This window comes from Bradyrhizobium sp. 87, assembly GCF_023073015.1.
Classification (GTDB): Bacteria; Pseudomonadota; Alphaproteobacteria; order Rhizobiales; family Xanthobacteraceae; genus Bradyrhizobium; species Bradyrhizobium canariense_D.
In genome coordinates this window covers 188,863-206,894 of sequence record NZ_JADPIQ010000022.1, presented here as the reverse complement: position 1 = coordinate 206,894, position 18,032 = coordinate 188,863, and the positions used below count along the sequence as shown (strand labels likewise).

Annotated in this window: 13 protein-coding genes; 8 read left to right on the top strand and 5 right to left on the bottom strand. The window is 65.1% G+C overall.

What is annotated here, in order from left to right; translation table 11 throughout:
* Window positions 1-168: 168 nt before the first annotated feature.
* The 4 genes from lpxC (at window position 169) to ligA (ending at window position 6,279) form a co-directional block, all read left to right on the top strand.
* Complete coding sequence (gene lpxC / locus IVB50_RS05480; RefSeq protein WP_247294861.1) at window positions 169-1,131, top strand: UDP-3-O-acyl-N-acetylglucosamine deacetylase; 963 nt, start codon at window positions 169-171, stop codon at window positions 1,129-1,131.
* A gap of 295 nt (window positions 1,132-1,426) precedes the next feature.
* The gene (locus tag IVB50_RS05475) at window positions 1,427-2,332 is read left to right on the top strand and encodes an outer membrane protein assembly factor BamD (protein ID WP_026232697.1); all 906 of its coding nucleotides are present in this window, start codon (window positions 1,427-1,429) and stop codon (window positions 2,330-2,332) included.
* Window positions 2,333-2,345: 13 nt separating this feature from the next.
* Window positions 2,346-4,019, top strand: coding sequence for a DNA repair protein RecN (recN, locus tag IVB50_RS05470; RefSeq protein WP_247294859.1), 1,674 nt, complete (start codon window positions 2,346-2,348; stop codon window positions 4,017-4,019).
* 106 nt (window positions 4,020-4,125) lie between these two features.
* Window positions 4,126-6,279: an NAD-dependent DNA ligase LigA gene (gene ligA / locus IVB50_RS05465; RefSeq protein WP_247294856.1), complete on the top strand. Its 2,154-nt coding sequence runs from the start codon at window positions 4,126-4,128 to the stop codon at window positions 6,277-6,279.
* Between the two features lie 174 nt (window positions 6,280-6,453).
* On the opposite strand, the gene IVB50_RS05460 is transcribed toward ligA, so the two are convergent.
* Both IVB50_RS05460 and IVB50_RS05455 read right to left on the bottom strand, forming a co-directional pair.
* On the bottom strand, window positions 6,454-7,728 hold the full coding sequence (locus tag IVB50_RS05460; protein WP_085349080.1) for a multidrug effflux MFS transporter: 1,275 nt from the start codon (window positions 7,726-7,728) through the stop codon (window positions 6,454-6,456).
* A 382-nt stretch (window positions 7,729-8,110) separates the two neighbouring features.
* On the bottom strand, window positions 8,111-9,940 hold the full coding sequence (locus tag IVB50_RS05455) for an aminopeptidase P family protein (RefSeq protein WP_247294851.1): 1,830 nt from the start codon (window positions 9,938-9,940) through the stop codon (window positions 8,111-8,113).
* Between the two features lie 188 nt (window positions 9,941-10,128).
* On the opposite strand from IVB50_RS05455, the gene IVB50_RS05450 reads away from it, so the two are divergent.
* Window positions 10,129-10,308: a hypothetical protein gene (locus IVB50_RS05450; RefSeq protein WP_018454252.1), complete on the top strand. Its 180-nt coding sequence runs from the start codon at window positions 10,129-10,131 to the stop codon at window positions 10,306-10,308.
* A gap of 24 nt (window positions 10,309-10,332) precedes the next feature.
* Here the strand turns inward: IVB50_RS05450 and IVB50_RS05445 are convergent, their stop codons facing one another.
* A complete protein-coding gene (locus IVB50_RS05445) occupies window positions 10,333-11,220 on the bottom strand; it encodes a 50S ribosomal protein L11 methyltransferase (protein WP_018454253.1) in 888 nt (295 codons plus the stop codon).
* A 153-nt stretch (window positions 11,221-11,373) separates the two neighbouring features.
* Here IVB50_RS05445 and IVB50_RS05440 point away from each other — a divergent pair, with 153 nt between their 5' ends.
* Window positions 11,374-11,538: a Flp family type IVb pilin gene (locus tag IVB50_RS05440; protein ID WP_018454254.1), complete on the top strand. Its 165-nt coding sequence runs from the start codon at window positions 11,374-11,376 to the stop codon at window positions 11,536-11,538.
* Window positions 11,539-11,813: 275 nt separating this feature from the next.
* On the opposite strand, the gene IVB50_RS05435 is transcribed toward IVB50_RS05440, so the two are convergent.
* Window positions 11,814-13,424, bottom strand: coding sequence for an NAD(P)/FAD-dependent oxidoreductase (locus tag IVB50_RS05435; protein ID WP_085385411.1), 1,611 nt, complete (start codon window positions 13,422-13,424; stop codon window positions 11,814-11,816).
* Between the two features lie 168 nt (window positions 13,425-13,592).
* On the opposite strand from IVB50_RS05435, the gene IVB50_RS05430 reads away from it, so the two are divergent.
* Entirely contained in the window at window positions 13,593-15,872 is a 2,280-nt protein-coding gene (locus IVB50_RS05430; RefSeq protein ID WP_018454256.1) for a fused MFS/spermidine synthase, read from the top strand.
* A gap of 9 nt (window positions 15,873-15,881) precedes the next feature.
* Here IVB50_RS05430 and IVB50_RS05425 read toward each other — a convergent pair whose 3' ends face one another.
* Entirely contained in the window at window positions 15,882-16,829 is a 948-nt protein-coding gene (locus IVB50_RS05425) for a glycerophosphodiester phosphodiesterase (protein WP_247294849.1), read from the bottom strand.
* Between the two features lie 220 nt (window positions 16,830-17,049).
* On the opposite strand from IVB50_RS05425, the gene IVB50_RS05420 reads away from it, so the two are divergent.
* Window positions 17,050-18,009, top strand: a complete 960-nt coding sequence (locus IVB50_RS05420) for a fatty acid desaturase (RefSeq protein ID WP_247294847.1) — start codon at window positions 17,050-17,052, stop codon at window positions 18,007-18,009.
* Window positions 18,010-18,032 lie beyond the last annotated feature (23 nt).

The following is an 18,032-nucleotide window of genomic DNA, read 5'->3' as shown; positions in this document are numbered from 1 at the left end:
CGCGAATACGGCGGGTTTGGGGTAACAATCGGTAAAAAAGCGTGAGTTGGCGCTGTTTGGGGCAGTGACTATGGTTTGCCGTGACTTGGGGATACGGATTCGGAACAGCGGTCTAGGCCGCAGTCGGGTTCAGTATAAGTCGCGATGGTCGTAGTGGGGCGGTTCCTGATGAAATTTAGCCGGCAAACAACGCTTCGTGCGCAAGCCAGTGTGGCAGGCGTCGGCGTTCATTCCGGTCTTCCTGTCACGCTCGCGCTTGGACCCGCGCCTGTCGACGCGGGATTTGTTTTTATCCGCACCGGGCTCGAGGGAAGCGACCGCGAAGTTCAGGCCACCGCCGAGCAGGTGATCGCGACGGATTTCGCCACCGTCCTCGGTGATCGCAACGGTCCGCTGGTTTCCACCGCCGAGCATGTCCTTGCTGCGCTGCGGGGAATGGGCGTCGACAACGCCATCATCGAGATCGATGGGCCGGAAGTGCCGATCATGGACGGCAGCGCGGCAGCCTTCGTTGCTGCGATCGACCAGGCCGGCATCGTGACCCAGCCGGCGCAGCGCCGCTTCATCCAGGTTTTGAAGCCGATCTCGGTCAAGATCGGCGACTCCTTCGGTGAGATCAGGCCCTATGCCGACGGGTTCCGCGCCGAGGTCGAGATCGACTTCACCAATCCTGTCATCGGCCAGCAGAGCTATGCCTTCGACCTCAACCCGGAGCGTTTCCGCCGCGAAGTCGGCCGGGCCCGGACTTTCGGTCTGATGTGCGACGTCGCGCGGCTCTGGAGCGCCGGCTACGCGCTCGGTGCCTCATTCGACAACACCGTCGTGTTCGACGAGGAGCGGCTGCTCAACACCGAGGGCCTGCGCTACGCCGACGAATGCGCCCGCCACAAGGTGCTGGACGTGATCGGCGACCTCGCGCTGGCGGGTCTGCCGCTGCTCGGCGCCTACCGCTCGGTACGTGGCGGCCACAAGCTCAACCACGCCGTTCTGACCGCGCTGCTCGCCGACCGCACCGCTTGGCGGGTGGTCGAGGGCGAGGCAGCCCGCCGCACCACGCGTCCGGTGGCCGAAACCGGTCGCGGCATCGTCGGTGGCCGGATCGCCGCGGTCTACGGGCCGGACGTTTCCTGAAGAGAGACGTTTCCTGCAGCGGACGTTTCCTAGACGAGAGACGCGTCCTGAAGAGACCCGTCGCCGCGGGCGTTTGGCGGCGGCTTTCCCCGGGAAACTCCTGGTAACGATGATCGGCTAGGATTGCGGCGCCTCGCCTTAATCCGGGCGGAATGCCTGCCTATCCGGTTGGTTGAAGATCGTTTTTCGGTTACACCGGCGTGGTCGCACGGCAGGCACCACGGCTATATTTCGCGCCCAGGACGGGGTTCATGGGCTGGCGGACACCGCACCACAGGGCGTCAGGGCAATACTCATGTCGGCACAGCGTATGACGCGCGGATATCTTCAAGTCCCGTCTCGAGAAGTCTCGTCTCGAGCCCGTGGGCTGCTTCAGGTTGTCGCCCTCTTCGTGCTCGCGCTGCCGCTGGCCGGCTGCGGCACCGGCGCGCTTTGGGACAAGTTCACCGCCAAGGACGACACCTTCGTCGAGGAGCCCGCCGACAAGATCTACAATGAGGGCCTGTACCTCATGAACGAGAAGAAGGACATGAAGGCGGCGAACAAGAAGTTCGAAGAGGTCGACCGCCAGCATCCTTATTCCGACTGGGCCCGCAAATCATTGCTGATGTCGGCCTACGCGTCCTACCAGGGCGGGGATTATGACAATTGTATCGGCGCGGCCACCCGCTACGTCACGCTGCATCCCGGCAGCCCGGATGCGGCCTACGCGCAATATCTGATCGCCGCCTCGCATTACGACCAGATTCCGGACATCAGCCGCGACCAGACCCGCACCGAGAAGGCGATCGCCTCGCTGGAAGAGGTGGTGCGCAAATATCCGACCTCCGAATATGCGACCTCGGCCAAGGCCAAGATCGAAGGTGCGCGCGACCAGCTCGCCGGCAAGGAAATGAACGTCGGCCGCTATTACGCGCAGAAGCGCGACTACACGGCGGCGATCAACCGGTACAAGGCCGTGGTGACGCAGTACCAGACCACCCGCCATGTCGAGGAGGCGCTGTACCGCCTGACCGAGGCCTATATGGCGATCGGCATCGTTGGCGAGGCCCAGACGGCCGCCGCCGTGCTCGGGCACAATTTTCCTGATAGTCGCTGGTACAAGGACGCCTATAATCTTGTAAAATCAGGCGGTCTCGAACCGAGCGAGAATCAGGGGTCCTGGATTAGCAAGACCTTCAAGAAAATGGGTCTCGGCTAGGAAATAGAATTCCATGCTGGCGCGTCTGTCGATCCGTGACATCGTCCTGATCGAACGGCTCGATATCGAATTCGCACCGGGCCTCGCGGTTTTGACCGGCGAGACCGGTGCGGGCAAATCCATCCTGCTCGATGCCTTTGCGTTGGCGCTCGGCGGCCGCGGCGATGCCGGCCTCGTGCGGCATGGGGCGGAGCAGGGGCAGGTCACTGCCGTATTCGATATCCCAAAAAACCATCCCGCGGCCAAAATCCTCGCGGAGAACGGGCTGGACGATACCGGCGAGATGATTCTCCGCCGGGTCCAGCTCGCCGACGGCCGCACCCGCGCCTTCATCAACGACCAGGCGATCAGCGTGCAGACGCTGAAGGCGGTCGGGGCTGCCCTGGTCGAGATCCACGGCCAGCACGACGAGCGCGCGCTGGTCGATGCCGCCACCCACCGCCGCCTGCTCGACGCCTTCGCCGGTCTCGAAAAGGACGTCTCGGCGGTCGAGGCGCTCTGGGACGCACGCCGCACCGCCAACACCGCGCTGGAGGAGCATCGCGCCGGCATGGAGCGCGCCGCGCGCGAAGCCGATTACCTCCGCCACGCCTCCGACGAATTGAAGCAGCTCGCGCCCAAGGACGGCGAGGAGACCTCGCTGGCCTCCCGTCGGACCACGATGATGCAGGGCGAGAAGATCGCCTCCGACCTGCGCGAGGCGCAGGAGGCGGTCGGCGGCCACCATTCGCCGGTCGCCTCGCTGTCGGCCGCCGTGCGGCGGCTGGAGCGTCGCGGCGTCAACTCGCCGGCGCTGGTCGAACCCGCGGTGAGGGCGATCGACATCGCCATCAACGCGCTGGAGGAAGCCGACCAGCATCTTCAGGCGGCGCTTGCCGCAACCGATTTTGATCCCTCGGAGCTCGAACGCATCGAGGAGCGCCTGTTCGCGTTGCGCGCCGCCTCGCGCAAATATTCGACGCCGGTCGACGGGCTCGCCGCGCTGGCCGCAAGATACGCCGCCGATGTCGTTCTGATCGATGCCGGCGCCTCACGGCTGAAGAAGCTGGAGCAGGCCGCGATCGAGGCCGATGCGCGCTATGCGGCGGCTGCGAAGAAGCTGTCGATGGCGCGGCAGAAATCGGCGGAGAAGCTCAACAAGGCCGTCAATGCCGAGCTCGCGCCGCTCAAGCTCGAGCGCGCAAAGTTCATGACCCAGGTCGAGACCGACGAGGCAGCTCCGGGCCCGCAAGGGTTCGACCGCGTCGAGTTCTGGGTGCAGACCAACCCGGGCACCAAGCCGGGGCCGCTGATGAAGGTCGCCTCCGGCGGCGAGCTGTCGCGTTTCCTGCTGGCGCTGAAGGTCGTGCTGTCCGACCGCGGTTCGGCGCCGACCTTGGTCTTCGACGAGATCGACACCGGTGTCGGCGGCGCGGTCGCGGACGCCATCGGCGGACGGCTGGCGCGGCTCGCCGGCAAGGTCCAGGTGATGGCCGTCACCCACGCCCCGCAGGTCGCCGCCCGTGCCGACCAGCATTTGCTGATCTCAAAGGACGCACTGGACAAGGGCAAGCGCGTTGCGACCCGCGTCAATGCGCTTGCCGCCGACCACCGCCGCGAGGAGATCGCGCGGATGCTCGCCGGTGCCGAGATCACCGCCGAGGCGAGGGCTGCCGCGGACCGTCTGCTCAAGGCGGCGACGGCTTGATTTCGTGTCCCGGACGCGCGCAACCGCAGGGCCCTAAACGTTGAGTCCGGGGTACGAAACTGTAACCGCCTTTACCCTCCTGCCCGCTCCATCGTATCCAAGCACCATGGCCAGAGCAGCAAAATCGAAACCAACACCGCTTCGCGAAGTCGCCGACCTCACCAAGGCGCAGGCCAAGGTCGAGCACATGCGGCTCGCGCTCGAGATCGAGGGGCATAACGAACGCTACTACCAGGACGACGCGCCCACCGTCACCGACGCCGAGTATGACGCGCTACGCCAGCGCTTCAACGCGATCGAGAAGCGCTTTCCGGAATTCGTCAGCGCGGACTCTCCGTCGCAGAAAGTCGGTGCTGCACCATCAGGCCGCTTCAAGAAGGTGCGGCATGCCGTCCCCATGTTGTCGCTCGACAACGCCTTTGCGGAAGAGGATCTGCGCGACTTCGTCGGCCGCATCGTGCGCTTCCTGAAGCTCGACGACGACAAGATCGATTTTTCCGCCGAGCCGAAGATCGACGGCCTCTCGATGTCGCTGCGCTACGAGGGCGGTGAACTCGTCACCGCGGCGACTCGCGGCGACGGCGCGGTCGGCGAGGACGTCACCGCCAACATCCGCACGCTCGAAGACGTGCCGAAGAGGCTGAAGGGCCGCAACGTCCCCGACATCTGCGAGGTGCGCGGCGAGGTCTACATGACCAAGAAGGCGTTTCTGGCGCTCAACGAGCGGCAGAAGGCGGAAGGCAGCACCATCTTCGCCAATCCACGCAACTCGGCCGCGGGCTCGCTCCGGCAGAAGGATCCGACCATCACCGCCTCGCGCCCCCTCGGCTTCTTCGCCTATGCCTGGGGCGAGATGAGCGCGATGCCAGAGGGCACGCAGAGCGGCATGATCGGCTGGTTCGAGCGCTGCGGCTTCAGGACTAACCCGCTGACCAAGCTCTGTCACTCCGTCGAGGAACTGCTGGCGTTTCATCGTGCGATCGAGGAACAGCGCGCAAAACTCGACTACGACATCGACGGCGTCGTCTACAAGGTTGACCGCATCGATTGGCAGGAACGGCTCGGCTTCGTCTCGCGCACGCCGCGCTGGGGCATCGCGCACAAATTCCCGGCCGAGCGCGCCACGACGGTGCTGCGCGACATCGAGATCCAGGTCGGCCGCACCGGCTCGTTCACGCCGGTGGGCAAGCTCGAACCGGTCGGCGTCGGCGGCGTGATCGTGCAGAACGTCACGCTGCACAACGAGGACTACATCAAGGGCATCGGCAACAAGGGCGAAGTGCTGCGCGAGGGCCGCGACATCAGGATCGGCGACACCGTCGTGATCCAGCGCGCCGGCGACGTCATCCCGCAGGTGGTCGACGTCGTCCTCGACAAGCGGCCGAAGGCTGCCAGGGAATTCCAGTTTCCGAAGAAGTGCCCGTGCCCGTTGCACACCGATGTCACGCGCGAGGAGACGGCGGCGGGCGAAGAGGGCTCACGCGCTCGCTGCACCGGCGAGTTCGCCTGCCCCTATCAGAAGATCGAGCATCTGAAGCTGTTCGTGTCGCGGCGCGCCTTCGACATCGACGGTCTTGGCGAGAAGCAGCTCCAGTACTTCTTCGACGAAGGTTTTGTGAAGGAGCCAGCCGACATCTTCACGCTGGAAAAGCGCAACGCAAAGCTCAAGCTGGAGGACATCGAGGGTTACGGCGCAACCTCGGTGCGCAATCTGTTCGGCGCGATCGAGAGCCGTCGCAAGATCGCGCTGGAGCGTTTTATCTACGCGCTCGGCATGCGCCATATCGGCGAGACCACGGCGCTGGCGCTGGCCCGCGGCTACGGCTCCTGGGACGGCTTCCACGATGCCAGCCTGAAGGTCGCCAAGGGCGACGAGGAGGCGATGGCCGAGATGGACGCGCTCGACCAGATCGGCGAGACCGTGATCAAGAGCATCGCCGATTATTTCGGCGAGAGCCACAATCGCGGCATCGTCGAGCGGCTCACCAGGGAGGTCGAGATCATCGACGCGGAGAAGCCGAAGAGCAACTCCGCCGTCGCCGGCAAGACCGTGGTGTTCACGGGCTCGCTGGAGAAGATGACGCGCGACGAGGCCAAGGCCACCGCTGAGCGGTTAGGCGCAAAAGTGTCCGGCTCGGTGTCCAAGAAAACCGATCTCGTCGTCGCAGGCCCCGGCGCAGGTTCGAAGCTCGCGGAGGCCAACAAGCATGGCGTCAAGGTGCTGACCGAGGACGAGTGGCTGCAGCTGATCGGGGAGTGACTCTTCCCTTCTCCCCTTGTGGGAGAAGGTGGCGCGTAGCGCCGGATGAGGGGTTCTATTCTCGAGTTCAAGCTTTGAGAGGGGACCCGCGCGGAGAGAGACCCCTCATCCGGCGCGCTACGCGCGCCACCTTCTCCCACAAGGGGAGAAGGAAGAAGGCCTCACCGCGCCCGATCACATCATCCCGCTCTCTTCCTCTTCCGCCTGCTCGATCAGCGTCTCGCTCATCATGACCTCGCGGCGGGGGACGACGAAGATCATCGTGCAGGCGCAGAGCAGGGAGATCGCCAGTACCGCGGCGGTGAGCGGCAGCGTGGTCGCGGAATGGCCGCCGAGATAGGCGCCGAATTGCGACATCAGCGCGCCGATGCCTTGCTGGAGAAAGCCCATCGCACCTGATGCGGTGCCGGCGGCCTCGGGACGGATGCTGATCGCGCCGGCGGCCGAGTTCGCCATCACGAAGGCATTGCCGACCATCACGATCATCTGCGTGCCGAACAGCCAGGCGGGCGCCTCGTTCCAGCCGGTGAAGCTCCAGAGCAGGTTCAACAGGCTGCCGCAAAGCTGAAGCGCGAGGCCGAACCAGATCAACTTCTCCAGCGAGTGCCTGGGCGCGAAGCGCACGCAGAGCAGATTGCCGACGAGATAGGCAAAACCCGTCGTCGCGAACCACGCGCCGTATTCGGCGCTGGTCCTGCCCATCTGCGTCACCACGATATAGGGGCCGCCGCCGGCGAAGGTGAAGATGATCTGCGAGGCCAGCACCTGGCACATCACGTAGCCGACGAAGGCGCGGTTGCGGATCAGGATGCCGACATCGCCGCGAAAGCCGCTGCCGGCGGCGCGATCTCGGCGCGTCTCGGGCAGCGCGAATGCGATGCCGACGGCGACAATGATCGCGGCGACGGTGATGGCGTAGAAGATCGCGCGCCAGCCGAACGCTGTCTCGATCAGGCCGCCGCTGAGCGGAGAGACCATCTGCCCGATCATCAGCGCCGCGACCACGAGGCTGATCATCGAGGCGACGCGGTCGCGCTCGTAGATGTCGCGGATGATGGCGCGGCTCACCACCATGCCCGCGGCGCCGCCCAACGCCTGGAAAAAGCGCGCGGCGATCAGCTGCGGCAGGGTTTCCGCGAAGATGCAGGCGGCGCTGGCGACCACCATCAGCGCCAGTCCTCCGAGCAGCACCGGTCGCCGCCCGAAACGGTCCGACAGCGGGCCCATGATGAGTTGCGACAGCGCGATGCCGACCATGTACAGCGACACCGTCATCTGCGCGACCGAGATGTCGCTGCCAAAGGTCGTCGCCAGCACCGGCAGCGCCGGAACCAGCATGTAAAGCGAGATCGGCGCGATGCCGGTCATGACGACGAGCAGCAGCAACACCACGCGCGAGGTCGCGAGGTTCTTCGCCGTGTCCGGCGGCTTGCTGATCATGCCGTGCATGCGTGTCCGTCTCGTAGAAATTCGAATCGGACTGTAGCGCGCTCGCGCAAGACGCATATCGGCGTTTCGGAATGCGGCTATACGGATTCCGGGACGGTTATGATGAGGGCGCCATAGCGCCGCTTGGGCGCGTTGCTCGCGTCAAAAAGTCGGTGTCATCGCCGGCTTGACCGGGCGATCCAGTACGCCGCGGCTTCTTCGCATGCGTTTCCTGTCTCTGGAATGCTGGATTCCCCGCCTGCCGCCTTCGCTAAAGCTTCGGCGCCCCTAGACCTCACCCCGGCGAAGCCTTGGCGTAGCCGGGTCGCGGGGCATGACAGCTGTGGTGGAGAAGCAGCCTTGCGCAAAGCGCGTGGAGCCATGCGGCTTTGCGACGACGCGCTTACGCCTTCAACTCCGCCGTGGCCTGGTCCAGCCAGGCCTTGGTCGTCTCGTCCAGCGCCGGCCGCACCTCGGCCCTGACGCCCGCGTGGTAGGCGTTGAGCCAGTCGAGCTCGTCCTTGCTGAGCATGCCGACATCGATCAGCCGGCGGTCGATCGGCGCCAGGGTCAGCGTCTCGAACGCGTTCATCGATTTTTCCGCGCCCTTGATATCGGCTTCGACCACCAGTTCGAGGTTCTCGATGCGGATGCCGAAACCGTCTGTCTTGTAGTAGCCGGGCTCGTTGGACAGGATCATGCCGCGCTTCAGCGGCGTAGTGCCGAGCTTCGAGATTCGCGCCGGCCCCTCATGCACGCTCAGATAGCTGCCGACGCCGTGGCCGGTGCCATGCTCGAAATCGACGCCGGCGGCCCAGAGATATTGCCGTGCGAGTGTGTCGAGCTGCGCGCCGGTGGCGCCGTCGGGAAAGATCGCCCGCGCAATCGCGATGTGGCCGCGCAGCACACGCGTGAAGCGGTCGCGCATCTCGTCGGTCGGCTCGCCCACGGCCATGGTGCGGGTGACGTCGGTGGTGCCGTCTTCGTATTGTGCACCTGAATCGATCAGCAGCAGATCGCCGGGGACGATCCGCCGGTTGCTCTTGCGGGTGACGCGGTAGTGCACGATCGCGCCATTCGGGCCGGTGCCCGATATGGTCGGGAACGACACATCTTTGAGCGCGCCGGTGTCGCGGCGGAATGTCTCCAGCGCCTCGACCGCGTCGATCTCGGTGAGCTTGCCGCTTGCCGCCTCGCGGTCGATAAAGGCGAGGAAGCGTGCCAGCGCCACGGCGTCGCGCCGGTGCGCCGATTGCGTGCCCTTGATCTCGGTCGTGTTCTTGACCGCCTTGAGCAGCGCGATCGGATCGCTGCCGCGCACCGGCTTGCCGCCGGCGCCCGTGATCAGCCGGCTGAGGGCGTCGGCCGCGGTCGCATTGTCGAGCGCGATCGATCCGCCGCTCTTGGCGAGCGCCATCAGCGTCGGCGCCATCGCATCGGGCTCGCGCACGTCGGCGGACTGCTCGAGATGGTCGCGGGTCAGATTTGAGAGCTTGCGGTGATCGATGAAGATGGTGGGACGGCCGTCCTTCGGCACCAGCGCATAGGACAGCGGCAGCGGCGTATGCGCGACGTCGGCGCCGCGGATGTTGAAGGTCCAGGCCACGGCATGGCTGTCGGACAGCACCAACGCATCGACGCCGAGCTTGCCGATCTCGCTCCTGATCTGCGTCAGCTTCTCGGCTTCAGTCACGCCGGCATGTTGCATTCCGTGCACCGTGACCGGCGCAATCGGCGGCTGTGGCCGGTCTTGCCAGATCGCATCGACCGGATTGCTGTCGACGGCGACCAGTTCGGCACCGGCCTTGGTGCAGGCGGCGGCCAAACGCTCGGCTGCTGCAAAAGTGTGCAGCCACGGATCAAATCCTAGGCGGTCGCCGGCCTTCAGGTGTGCCGACATCCAGCTTTCCGGCGGGGGATCGATCAGAGATTCCACGGCCCAGGCCCTTGAATCGACCTGCTTGGCCGCCTGGATCGTGTAGCGGCCGTCGACGAAGACCGCGGCCTCGTGCGTCAGCACCACCGCCAGTCCCGCCGAGCCCGTAAAACCGGTCAGCCAGGCGAGACGTTCTTCGGACGGCGGCACGTACTCATTCTGCTGCTGATCGGCGCGTGGAATCACGAAACCGGTCAGCTTGCGGCGGGCGAGTTCTTCACGGAGCGCGGCCAGCCGGGCTGTCAATGCGACGCCGGCCTCGGGCTCCTCGAATGTCTGGAAATGCGCTTCGAACATGGTGGATCACTTTAGGATCATGCGGATCAGTCCGCAATGTAGACGCATTTGAGGTCGCATCTGGCATGGACTGTGCTTGAACAAGTTCCATTCGAATTGAGTGGAGTACAGGATGCGGCAGTTGCGCTTCGTCCAGATGACAGGGAAATTCGAGCAAGTTGTTCATCTCAACGACGAGGGGACACTCGATGCCAGCGTTCACGTTTGAAAAGATTACGCCGCCGGTGCGCCGCGCCCCGGCTGCGGCAACACCGAAGAAACCGCGCGGCCTGATCAGCCAGATGATCGACCGTTTCGCCGAACGCCGCGCGAGGCGCGCCTCGCAGGCCGAGCGCGCGATGCGCCGGGACGAAGAGACGGCAAAGTAGCGGCATCTACGGCAGCAGCCGTACTCACCCCATCTTCCGCAGCAACAGGCTGCTCCATCCCTGGATTCGCATGTGCTTCAGAGGCACGAGGCCGCGCGCGCGGTAGGCGGCGATCACGGCGGGGACCTGGGGCGTCAACAGGCCGGAGAGGATGACGCGCCCGCCAGGGGCGAGGTGGCGCGTCATCGGGCCCGCCAATTGCCGTAACGGATTGGCAAGGATGTTGGCCAGCACCAGGTCGAACGGGCCGCGTCTGCCGAAATCAGCCGCCGCGAAGCCGATGGCGCGGATCACTCGCACATGGTGACCGACCTCGTTCAACACGGCGTTCTCGGCTGCCACCTTGACCGAGGCCGGGTCGATGTCGGAGGCCAGCACCGCGCGATGCAGCGCTTTCGCCGCCGCTATCCCGAGCACGCCGGTCCCGGTACCGAGGTCGAGCACGCGGTCCGGCCGGGTGCGTTTCAGGACATGGTCAAGCAGGAGTAAACAGCCGCGTGTGGTGCCGTGATGGCCAGTGCCGAAGGCGAGAGCCGCCTCGATCTCGATGGCGAGCTTGTTCGGGGCCACGCGGTCGCGGTCATGGCTGCCGTGGACGACGAAGCGCCCGGCCGGCACCGGGACGAGATCTTCCAGGCTCGACTTGACCCAGTCCCTGGCTTCGACGGTGTCGAAGGCCAGCGTGTCCGCGATCTCATTTCCTGCTGATGTTGCAACGAGTTCGCGCAGCCACGCCCGGTCCGGCGCGTGGGCGAAATGCAGCGCGACGTCCCACTGTCCGTTCGGCTGCTCGAAGGCGGCGACCGCCGCATCATCCTCGAAGAACATTTCGGTGAGGACGTCGACAATGCGCCTTGCGGCGATCTCGCTGCCGATCGAAAAATTGGCGCGATGGGTGGGGGCAGGCTGCATCTCAGGGTTCCGTCCGGTTCAATTTTTGGAACTTTTGTTCCCGATTTTTCTAATAACTTGCATTTATGAGGTTAACCCGACCGCAGGTTGTGCCACGTAGATTTGCGGGTGTTGGGCAACCCACACAGCTTGAAATGGAAAAGGAGGCGAGACTTGAAGCGCATGATTTTGAAATTCTGGACCGACGATTCAGGTGCAACCGCAATCGAGTACGGCCTGATCGCAGCCGGCATCGCGCTGGCGATCATCACCGTCGTGAACGGACTGGGCACCACCATGAACGACAAGTTCACTTCGATTAGCAGCTCCTTAAAGTAATTTCCGCCTCCCATTCCCGGCGGGGCAATTCTCCATACGACTGCTTTCGAGCCGCGCCCGCCGGGGGAATTGCCCCCTGGCGGGCGAAGTCGTTTTGGGGAGAGGTTTTCACAGAATGCCCACAGGCTACCCGCTGGTTTGTCCGGACTTTGTCCACGGATTATCCCGCCGCTCATTCCCGGATTTTCCACCGATTTGTAGCAGGCTTTGAAGGGGCATAACCCACCGCCCTTTCACAGCTTTGCCAACAGTCTGTCCACAGCCCATCCACAGGCTTATCCACGGCTTCCGAACAACGACCGGTGATCCCTCAGGATTGCCTGGGCGGCGTTGTGGCCAGGCGCGCCGGTGACGCCGCCGCCGGGGTGGGCGCCGGAGCCGCAATGATAGAGGCCCTTCACGGGCCCGCGATAATCGGCGTGGCCCAGCATCGGCCGCGCCGAAAACAGCTGGTTCAGCGTCAGCGCGCCGTGGAAGATGTCGCCGCCGAGCAGGCCGAACTGCCGTTCGAGGTCGAGCGGTGACAGGATCTGGCGGCCGAGCACGCTTGTCGCAAAACCCGGCGCGTATTTGTCCACCGTCGCGATCATGAGGTCGGCAACCTCGTCGCGATGGTCGTCCCACGACTTCCCATCGGGAAGCTCCGGCGCGACGTGCTGGCAGAACAGGCTTGCGACGTGGTGTCCTGCGGGCGCGAGCGTGTCGTCGAGCGTCGAGGGGATCAGCATTTCCACGACCGGCTCCCGGCTCCAGCCGTGCGCGCGGGCATCGAAAAAGGCGCGGTCCATGTAGCCGAGATCAGGGGCCAGGATAATGCCGGAGGTGAGATGATCGCCGTCGCCCGGCAGCGCCGTGAAGGAGGGCAGGCGGTCCAGCGCCACGTTCATGCGGAAGGTGCCGGAGCCGTTCTTCCAGTGCCGGATGCGGGCGAGGAAGTCTTGGGGAAGCGCATCGGCGGCGACCAGCCGCGTGTAGAGCAGTTTCGGATTGACGTTGGCTGCGACATATTTCGCGCGGATGGTCGTACCGTTCTCCAGCGCCACGCCGACCGCGCGATCGCGCTCGACGATGACCTCGCGCACGCCTGCATCGGTGTCGATCACAACGCCGCGGTCGCGTGCGGCGCGCGCCATGGCCTGCGTGATCGCACCCATGCCGCCGATGGCGTGACCCCAGACGCCCTTCTTGCCGTTCACCTCGCCGAAGGCGTGATGCAGCATCACATAGGCCGAGCCCGCGGCGTAGGGGCTGGCATAATTGCCGACGATGGCATCGAAGCCGAACAGCGCCTTGACCAGATCATGCTCGAAACGTTCGTCCAGCATCTCGCCGGCCGAGCGGGTGAAGAGATCGAGCAGGCTGCGGCTCTGCTCCAGCGACAGCCCGCGCAGGATGTTGGCGCTCTGGAATGCGTTCACGGCTTCGCGGATCGAGGCCGTGCCGAAACCATCGAGCAGGTTTGGCGGCGCGCGCAGCACGAATTGCCGAAGCACGTCGGCGATATCTTCCAGTTCGCGCGAAAACCCGTCGAGTGCATTTGCGTCATGCGGGCTCAGCCGGGCGACGGACGCCTGCGTCCGCCCCTCGCCGGTGAGAAGATAGCTGCCGTCGGGGGCGGGCAGAAAATTCTGCGCGCGCCGTTCGACGATGCGCAGGCCCTGTTCGGCCAGCTTCAAGTCACGGATCACCAGCGGATTGAGCAGGCTCACGGTGTAGGCCGCGACCGAATTGCGGAAGCCGGGATGAAATTCCTCCGTGACCGCGGCCCCGCCGACCACCTTGCGGCGCTCGACCACGCGCACGCGCAAGCCGGCCATCGCGAGATAGGCCGCGCAGGTGAGGCCGTTATGGCCAGCGCCGATGATGATGACGTCGGTTTCGATCATGAAGGGGTCAGCTGTTCCACGCCCATTCCGGGATGGTCTGAACGACCGGGCTCGGGACATCTGTATATCAAGCATTCCCCGCTGCAACATCACGAGACCCTTTATTGCCCGTTCAGGCGCCTTGTGCTCCATTGCGCGCGCCCGGCGCCCGCCGGGGCTGGAGCTTCCATGGATTCGATCGTGCAACCCGCCGCCACGGAGCAGCCGTCCTCGTCACGCAACCGGCTGCTGCTGACGGTCTACACCGCCGCGATCTTCGTCAGCGCGCTGTTGCTGTTCTCGGTGCAGCCGCTGTTCACGAAAATGGTCCTGCCGCGGCTCGGCGGCTCGCCGGCGGTGTGGTCGGTGGCGATGGTGTTCTTCCAGTCGCTGCTGCTGGCGGGCTACGCCTATGCGCATTTGTTGATGCAGGTGAGGAACCGCATCGTTCCGGTGGTGGTGCATCTCCTGCTGCTGATCACGGCGTTCGTCACGTTGCCGCTCGGCATCGCCTCGGCCTATGGCGATCCGCCCGCTTCGGGCTACGCGATCTGGCTGCTCGGTCTGTTCGTGATCTCGATCGGGCTGCCGTTCTTCGCGCTTGCCGCCAACAATCCGTTGCTGCAGGCCTGGTTCGTCCGCACCGGGCATCCTGCCGGACACGATCCCTATTTCCTCTATGCGTCCTCCAACATCGGCAGCTTCCTCGCCCTGCTGTCCTATCCGTTCCTGCTGGAGCCGATGTTCACGCTGCACACGCAGAACCGGCTCTGGACCGGCGGTTACGGCATTCTGATCGTCCTGATCGCCGCCTGCGGCGTGCTGCTGTTGCGCTCGCCGAAACTGGCCATGGTCGATGCGCGAACCGAGGATTTGAATGCGCCGGCGCCCGGTCTCATGACGCGGCTGCGCTGGATATTCCTCGCCGGAGTGCCGTCCGGCCTGCTCATCGCCGTCACCGCGCACATCTCGACCGATGTTGCGGCAGCGCCGCTGCTGTGGGTGCTGCCGCTGTCGCTGTATCTCCTGACCTGGGTGGTGGTGTTCCAGTCGCGGCCGTTACTGCCGCACAAATGGATGCTGATGCTCCAGCCGGTCGCGATCGCGGGCGTCGTCTTCCTGCTGGCGTTCGGCGGCGAACAGAACCTGCTGCTGACGCTCGGCGGTCATCAATTGTGCTTCTTCGTCATCGCGATGGCCTGCCACGGCGAATTGGCGCGAACCCGGCCGGCCGCCAAATATCTCACCGGATTCTATGTCGCGCTATCGTTCGGCGGCATGGTCGGCGGCCTGTTCGCAGGGCTCCTTGCGCCGTTCACATTCTCCTGGATCGCCGAATATCCGATCCTGGTTGCGCTTGCCGCGCTGTGCCGGCCGCCCGCGAACGAGCGGCTGGCGGGCATCGTCAAATGGTACTGGCTGGCGCTTGCCGCGCTCGCCGTCGTGCTCGTTGTGCCGTCCACCACGACGGGCGGGCTATCGACCTGGTTCGAGGATCACCGGGTCTGGATGGCCGGCGGCGTCGGCGTGCTCGCCGCGCTGCTGGCGCTGGCGGTCAACGCCGGCCGCTGGAAGATATTCGCCACCGTCGCGCTCGCGCTGGCGTTGATCCGGGTTTATCCGGCGGACGAAGGCCGCGTCACCACGGTGCGCAGCTTCTTCGGCGTGCACAAGATCGTGGTGACGCCCGGCGGCTATTTCCACGTGCTGATGCACGGCACCACGATTCACGGCGCCGAGCGCTTCCTCAACAATGACGGCACGCCGGTCACCGGCCGGCCGGAGCCGATCACCTACTATCACAAGGACGGCGGCATCGGTCAGGCCGTGACCGCGATGCGCGAGCGCAAGGGCGCGCCGCTGAAGGTCGCGGCGATCGGCGTCGGATCGGGCACGCTCGCCTGCGCCGCCGAGCCCGGCGAGAGCTGGACATTCTTCGAGATCGATCAGTCCATGGTCGACGCGGCAAGCGATCCGAAGAATTTCCGCTACATCTCGAGCTGCATGCCGGGCCTGAAGCCGGTGATCGGCGATGCCCGCCTCACCTTCGCGAAGGAGCCGGACGGTGCCTATGATCTCATCATCGTCGATGCCTATTCGTCGGATGCGATCCCGATCCATCTTGCGACCGAAGAGGCGATGAAGATCTACAAGGACAAGCTCGCTCCGCACGGCGCCGTGGTGATGCACGTCTCCAACCGCCACCTCGATCTCGAGACGGTCGTGGTCGGTATCGCCGATGCCAACGATCTCAAGAGCTGGGTCTACAACGAGGATTCCGGGCGCGATGGTGACTACATCTTCTCGACCGACGTCGTCATCTCCGCCCGCGAGGATGCCGACGTCGGCAGGCTCGCATCGTCGAAAACATGGGAGCAGACCGAAGCCGACGACCGGGTGCGGGTCTGGACCGACGATTACTCCAACATTTTGGGCGCGCTGTACCGGCGCTTGCGGGACGGGGAGTAGGGCCCGCTTCTACGGCTCCACCGGCGTCCCCGCGGGCAACGCGATTGCCTTCTCGCCAGCGACCTGCCGCAACAAATCGGGCCTGTCGGAGATGATCCCGTCGACGCCGATCTCGATCATGCGCGCCATGTCTTCGGGTTTGTTGACCGTCCAGACCACGACATGCAGCCCGAGCGCATGGGCCTCGGCGATCAGTGCCGCGGTCACATCGCCGAAATAGGGTGACCAGACCGCGCCGCCCGCCGCCTTGATGGTCCGCGGCAGCGACCCGCCGTGATCGGCCGGGCTGAAGCCCGCCGTCCAATTGGTCGCCTTGTCCAGCGCCACCGTCTGGCCCGAGCCGCGCTGGAGCGTCAGGTACACCGTCGGCATCTTTGGTGCCCGCTGCTGGACGAGCAGCAGGGTCCGCCAGTCGAACGACTGGATCATGACGCGGTCGGAGAATTTCTCGGCTTCGATCACGCCGAGCAGTTTGGTGACGAAAGATTGCGGATCGAGCGTCTCGTCCGGATGGTTCGGATCGATCTTGGTCTCGATGTTGAAGCGCACGCGCGTATTGCCGGATTTGCGCACCAGCGCGAACAGCTCGCTCAAGGTCGGAATACGGGTCCCGGGCATGGCGCGCTGGTCGGGGAATTGCTTCGCGTAAGGGCTGTCTGGCCGGATCTGGCCGACGTCATAGGTCCTGACGTCGGCGAGCCGCAGTTTCACGAAGGGCGTGCCGGGAGGCGTGACGTAGGCGCCGCTCGCATCCCGCGTGATATCAGGATTGAGCCCGCGCTCATGCGAGACGACGACTTCGCCGTCGGCGGTGATGCCGACATCGAGCTCCAGCGTGTCCACGCCGATCGACAGCGCGTTGGCGAAGGCCGGAAGCGTGTTTTCCGGCAGCAGTGCCCGCCCGCCGCGATGGGCCTCGAGGTCGAAAGCCGAATCAAATGCCGAATCGAATCCCATGGCCGGTCCCGCAATGAGAAGTGACAGTACGGTCAAGATCGTCGCAGCACGTGACGGCATGGTGGCTCATGGGGCAAGGGGAAAGGGGCGATATTTCAACGCGTTTGGCGCGTCCGTCCTATTGTATAGGCTTTCCTGGCTGTTGAAACCTTGGGCGGTGGCTTGGGTTGCGCCCGCCGCGGGGGTATGTACTCATAGTCGGTGCCCTGGAATCCCGCCCGTGCAGCAGCAACGCGATCATCGAATTATCCGCAGCCGGCATTTTCGCCGGATGCAGCGCCGGCATTTCATGATCTTCGACGTTTTGCCCTTCGTCGGCACGCTGCTGGCGCTGGTCCTTCTGTTCTACCGCCCGATCGGCGCGATGGAGCTTGGCCTGTCCGTCGGCTTCTGGCTGGTCACCGGCCTCGGCCTTACCGTCGGCTATCACCGGCTCTTCACCCACCGCGCCTTCGCGACCTCCACGGCGATGAGTGCGATCCTGGTCGTGATGGGATCGATGGCCGGCCGCGGCCCCATGCTGTCCTGGGCGGCAATGCACCGCCGGCACCACGAATTGTCCGATCACGACGGCGATCTGCATTCGCCGCGGCTGCACGGCGAGGGCGCATTCGGCCGCCTGCGCGGCTTCCTGCACGCGCATTTGACCTGGATGATCGCGCACGATTATCCCAATGTTGCGCACTATGTCCCGGACCTGATGGCGGATCGCAGGCTGGTTGCCGTCAACAGCTACTATTACAGTTGGGTCGGTCTCGGCCTGGTGCTGCCGGCCGCGATCGGCGGCCTCGCCACCATGAGCCCGTGGGGCGCACTGACCGGCTTGCTCTGGGGCGGCGTGGTGCGCATGTTCGTGGTCGAGCAGACCATGTCGGCCATCAACTCCGTCATGCACAGCTTTGGCGCGCAGCCGTTCGTCACCCGCGACGACAACAGCCGCAATCTCGGCGTGGTGGCCTGGCTTGCCTGGGGCGAGGGCTGGCACAACAACCACCACGCCTTTCCCTATTCCGCGGCCTTCGGCTTGCGCTGGTTCGAGTTCGATCCGGGCTTTGTCTTCATCCGGGCGCTGGAAGCGCTGGGACTGGCCTGGGACGTCAAGGTGCCGAGCGAGGAGAAGATTGCGCGACGCATGCTGCGGCAGCCGGGTGACGCTGCGCCCGACCTCGAAACGGGCTGAGCATCATCCGCCGGCTCACGCCG

What these genes read in the sequence shown, in the direction of transcription:
- IVB50_RS05430 (WP_018454256.1), top strand. Translation starts at nt 13,593, where the DNA reads ATGGATTCGATCGTGCAACCCGCCGCCACGGAGCAGCCGTCCTCGTCA.
- recN (WP_247294859.1), top strand. Translation starts at nt 2,346, where the DNA reads ATGCTGGCGCGTCTGTCGATCCGTGACATCGTCCTGATCGAACGGCTC.
- IVB50_RS05460 (WP_085349080.1), bottom strand. Translation starts at nt 7,728, where the DNA reads ATGCACGGCATGATCAGCAAGCCGCCGGACACGGCGAAGAACCTCGCG.
- IVB50_RS05475 (WP_026232697.1), top strand. Translation starts at nt 1,427, where the DNA reads ATGTCGGCACAGCGTATGACGCGCGGATATCTTCAAGTCCCGTCTCGA.
- ligA (WP_247294856.1), top strand. Translation starts at nt 4,126, where the DNA reads ATGGCCAGAGCAGCAAAATCGAAACCAACACCGCTTCGCGAAGTCGCC.
- IVB50_RS05425 (WP_247294849.1), bottom strand. Translation starts at nt 16,829, where the DNA reads ATGGGATTCGATTCGGCATTTGATTCGGCTTTCGACCTCGAGGCCCAT.
- IVB50_RS05445 (WP_018454253.1), bottom strand. Translation starts at nt 11,220, where the DNA reads ATGCAGCCTGCCCCCACCCATCGCGCCAATTTTTCGATCGGCAGCGAG.
- IVB50_RS05435 (WP_085385411.1), bottom strand. Translation starts at nt 13,424, where the DNA reads ATGATCGAAACCGACGTCATCATCATCGGCGCTGGCCATAACGGCCTC.
- IVB50_RS05450 (WP_018454252.1), top strand. Translation starts at nt 10,129, where the DNA reads ATGCCAGCGTTCACGTTTGAAAAGATTACGCCGCCGGTGCGCCGCGCC.
- IVB50_RS05455 (WP_247294851.1), bottom strand. Translation starts at nt 9,940, where the DNA reads ATGTTCGAAGCGCATTTCCAGACATTCGAGGAGCCCGAGGCCGGCGTC.
- lpxC (WP_247294861.1), top strand. Translation starts at nt 169, where the DNA reads ATGAAATTTAGCCGGCAAACAACGCTTCGTGCGCAAGCCAGTGTGGCA.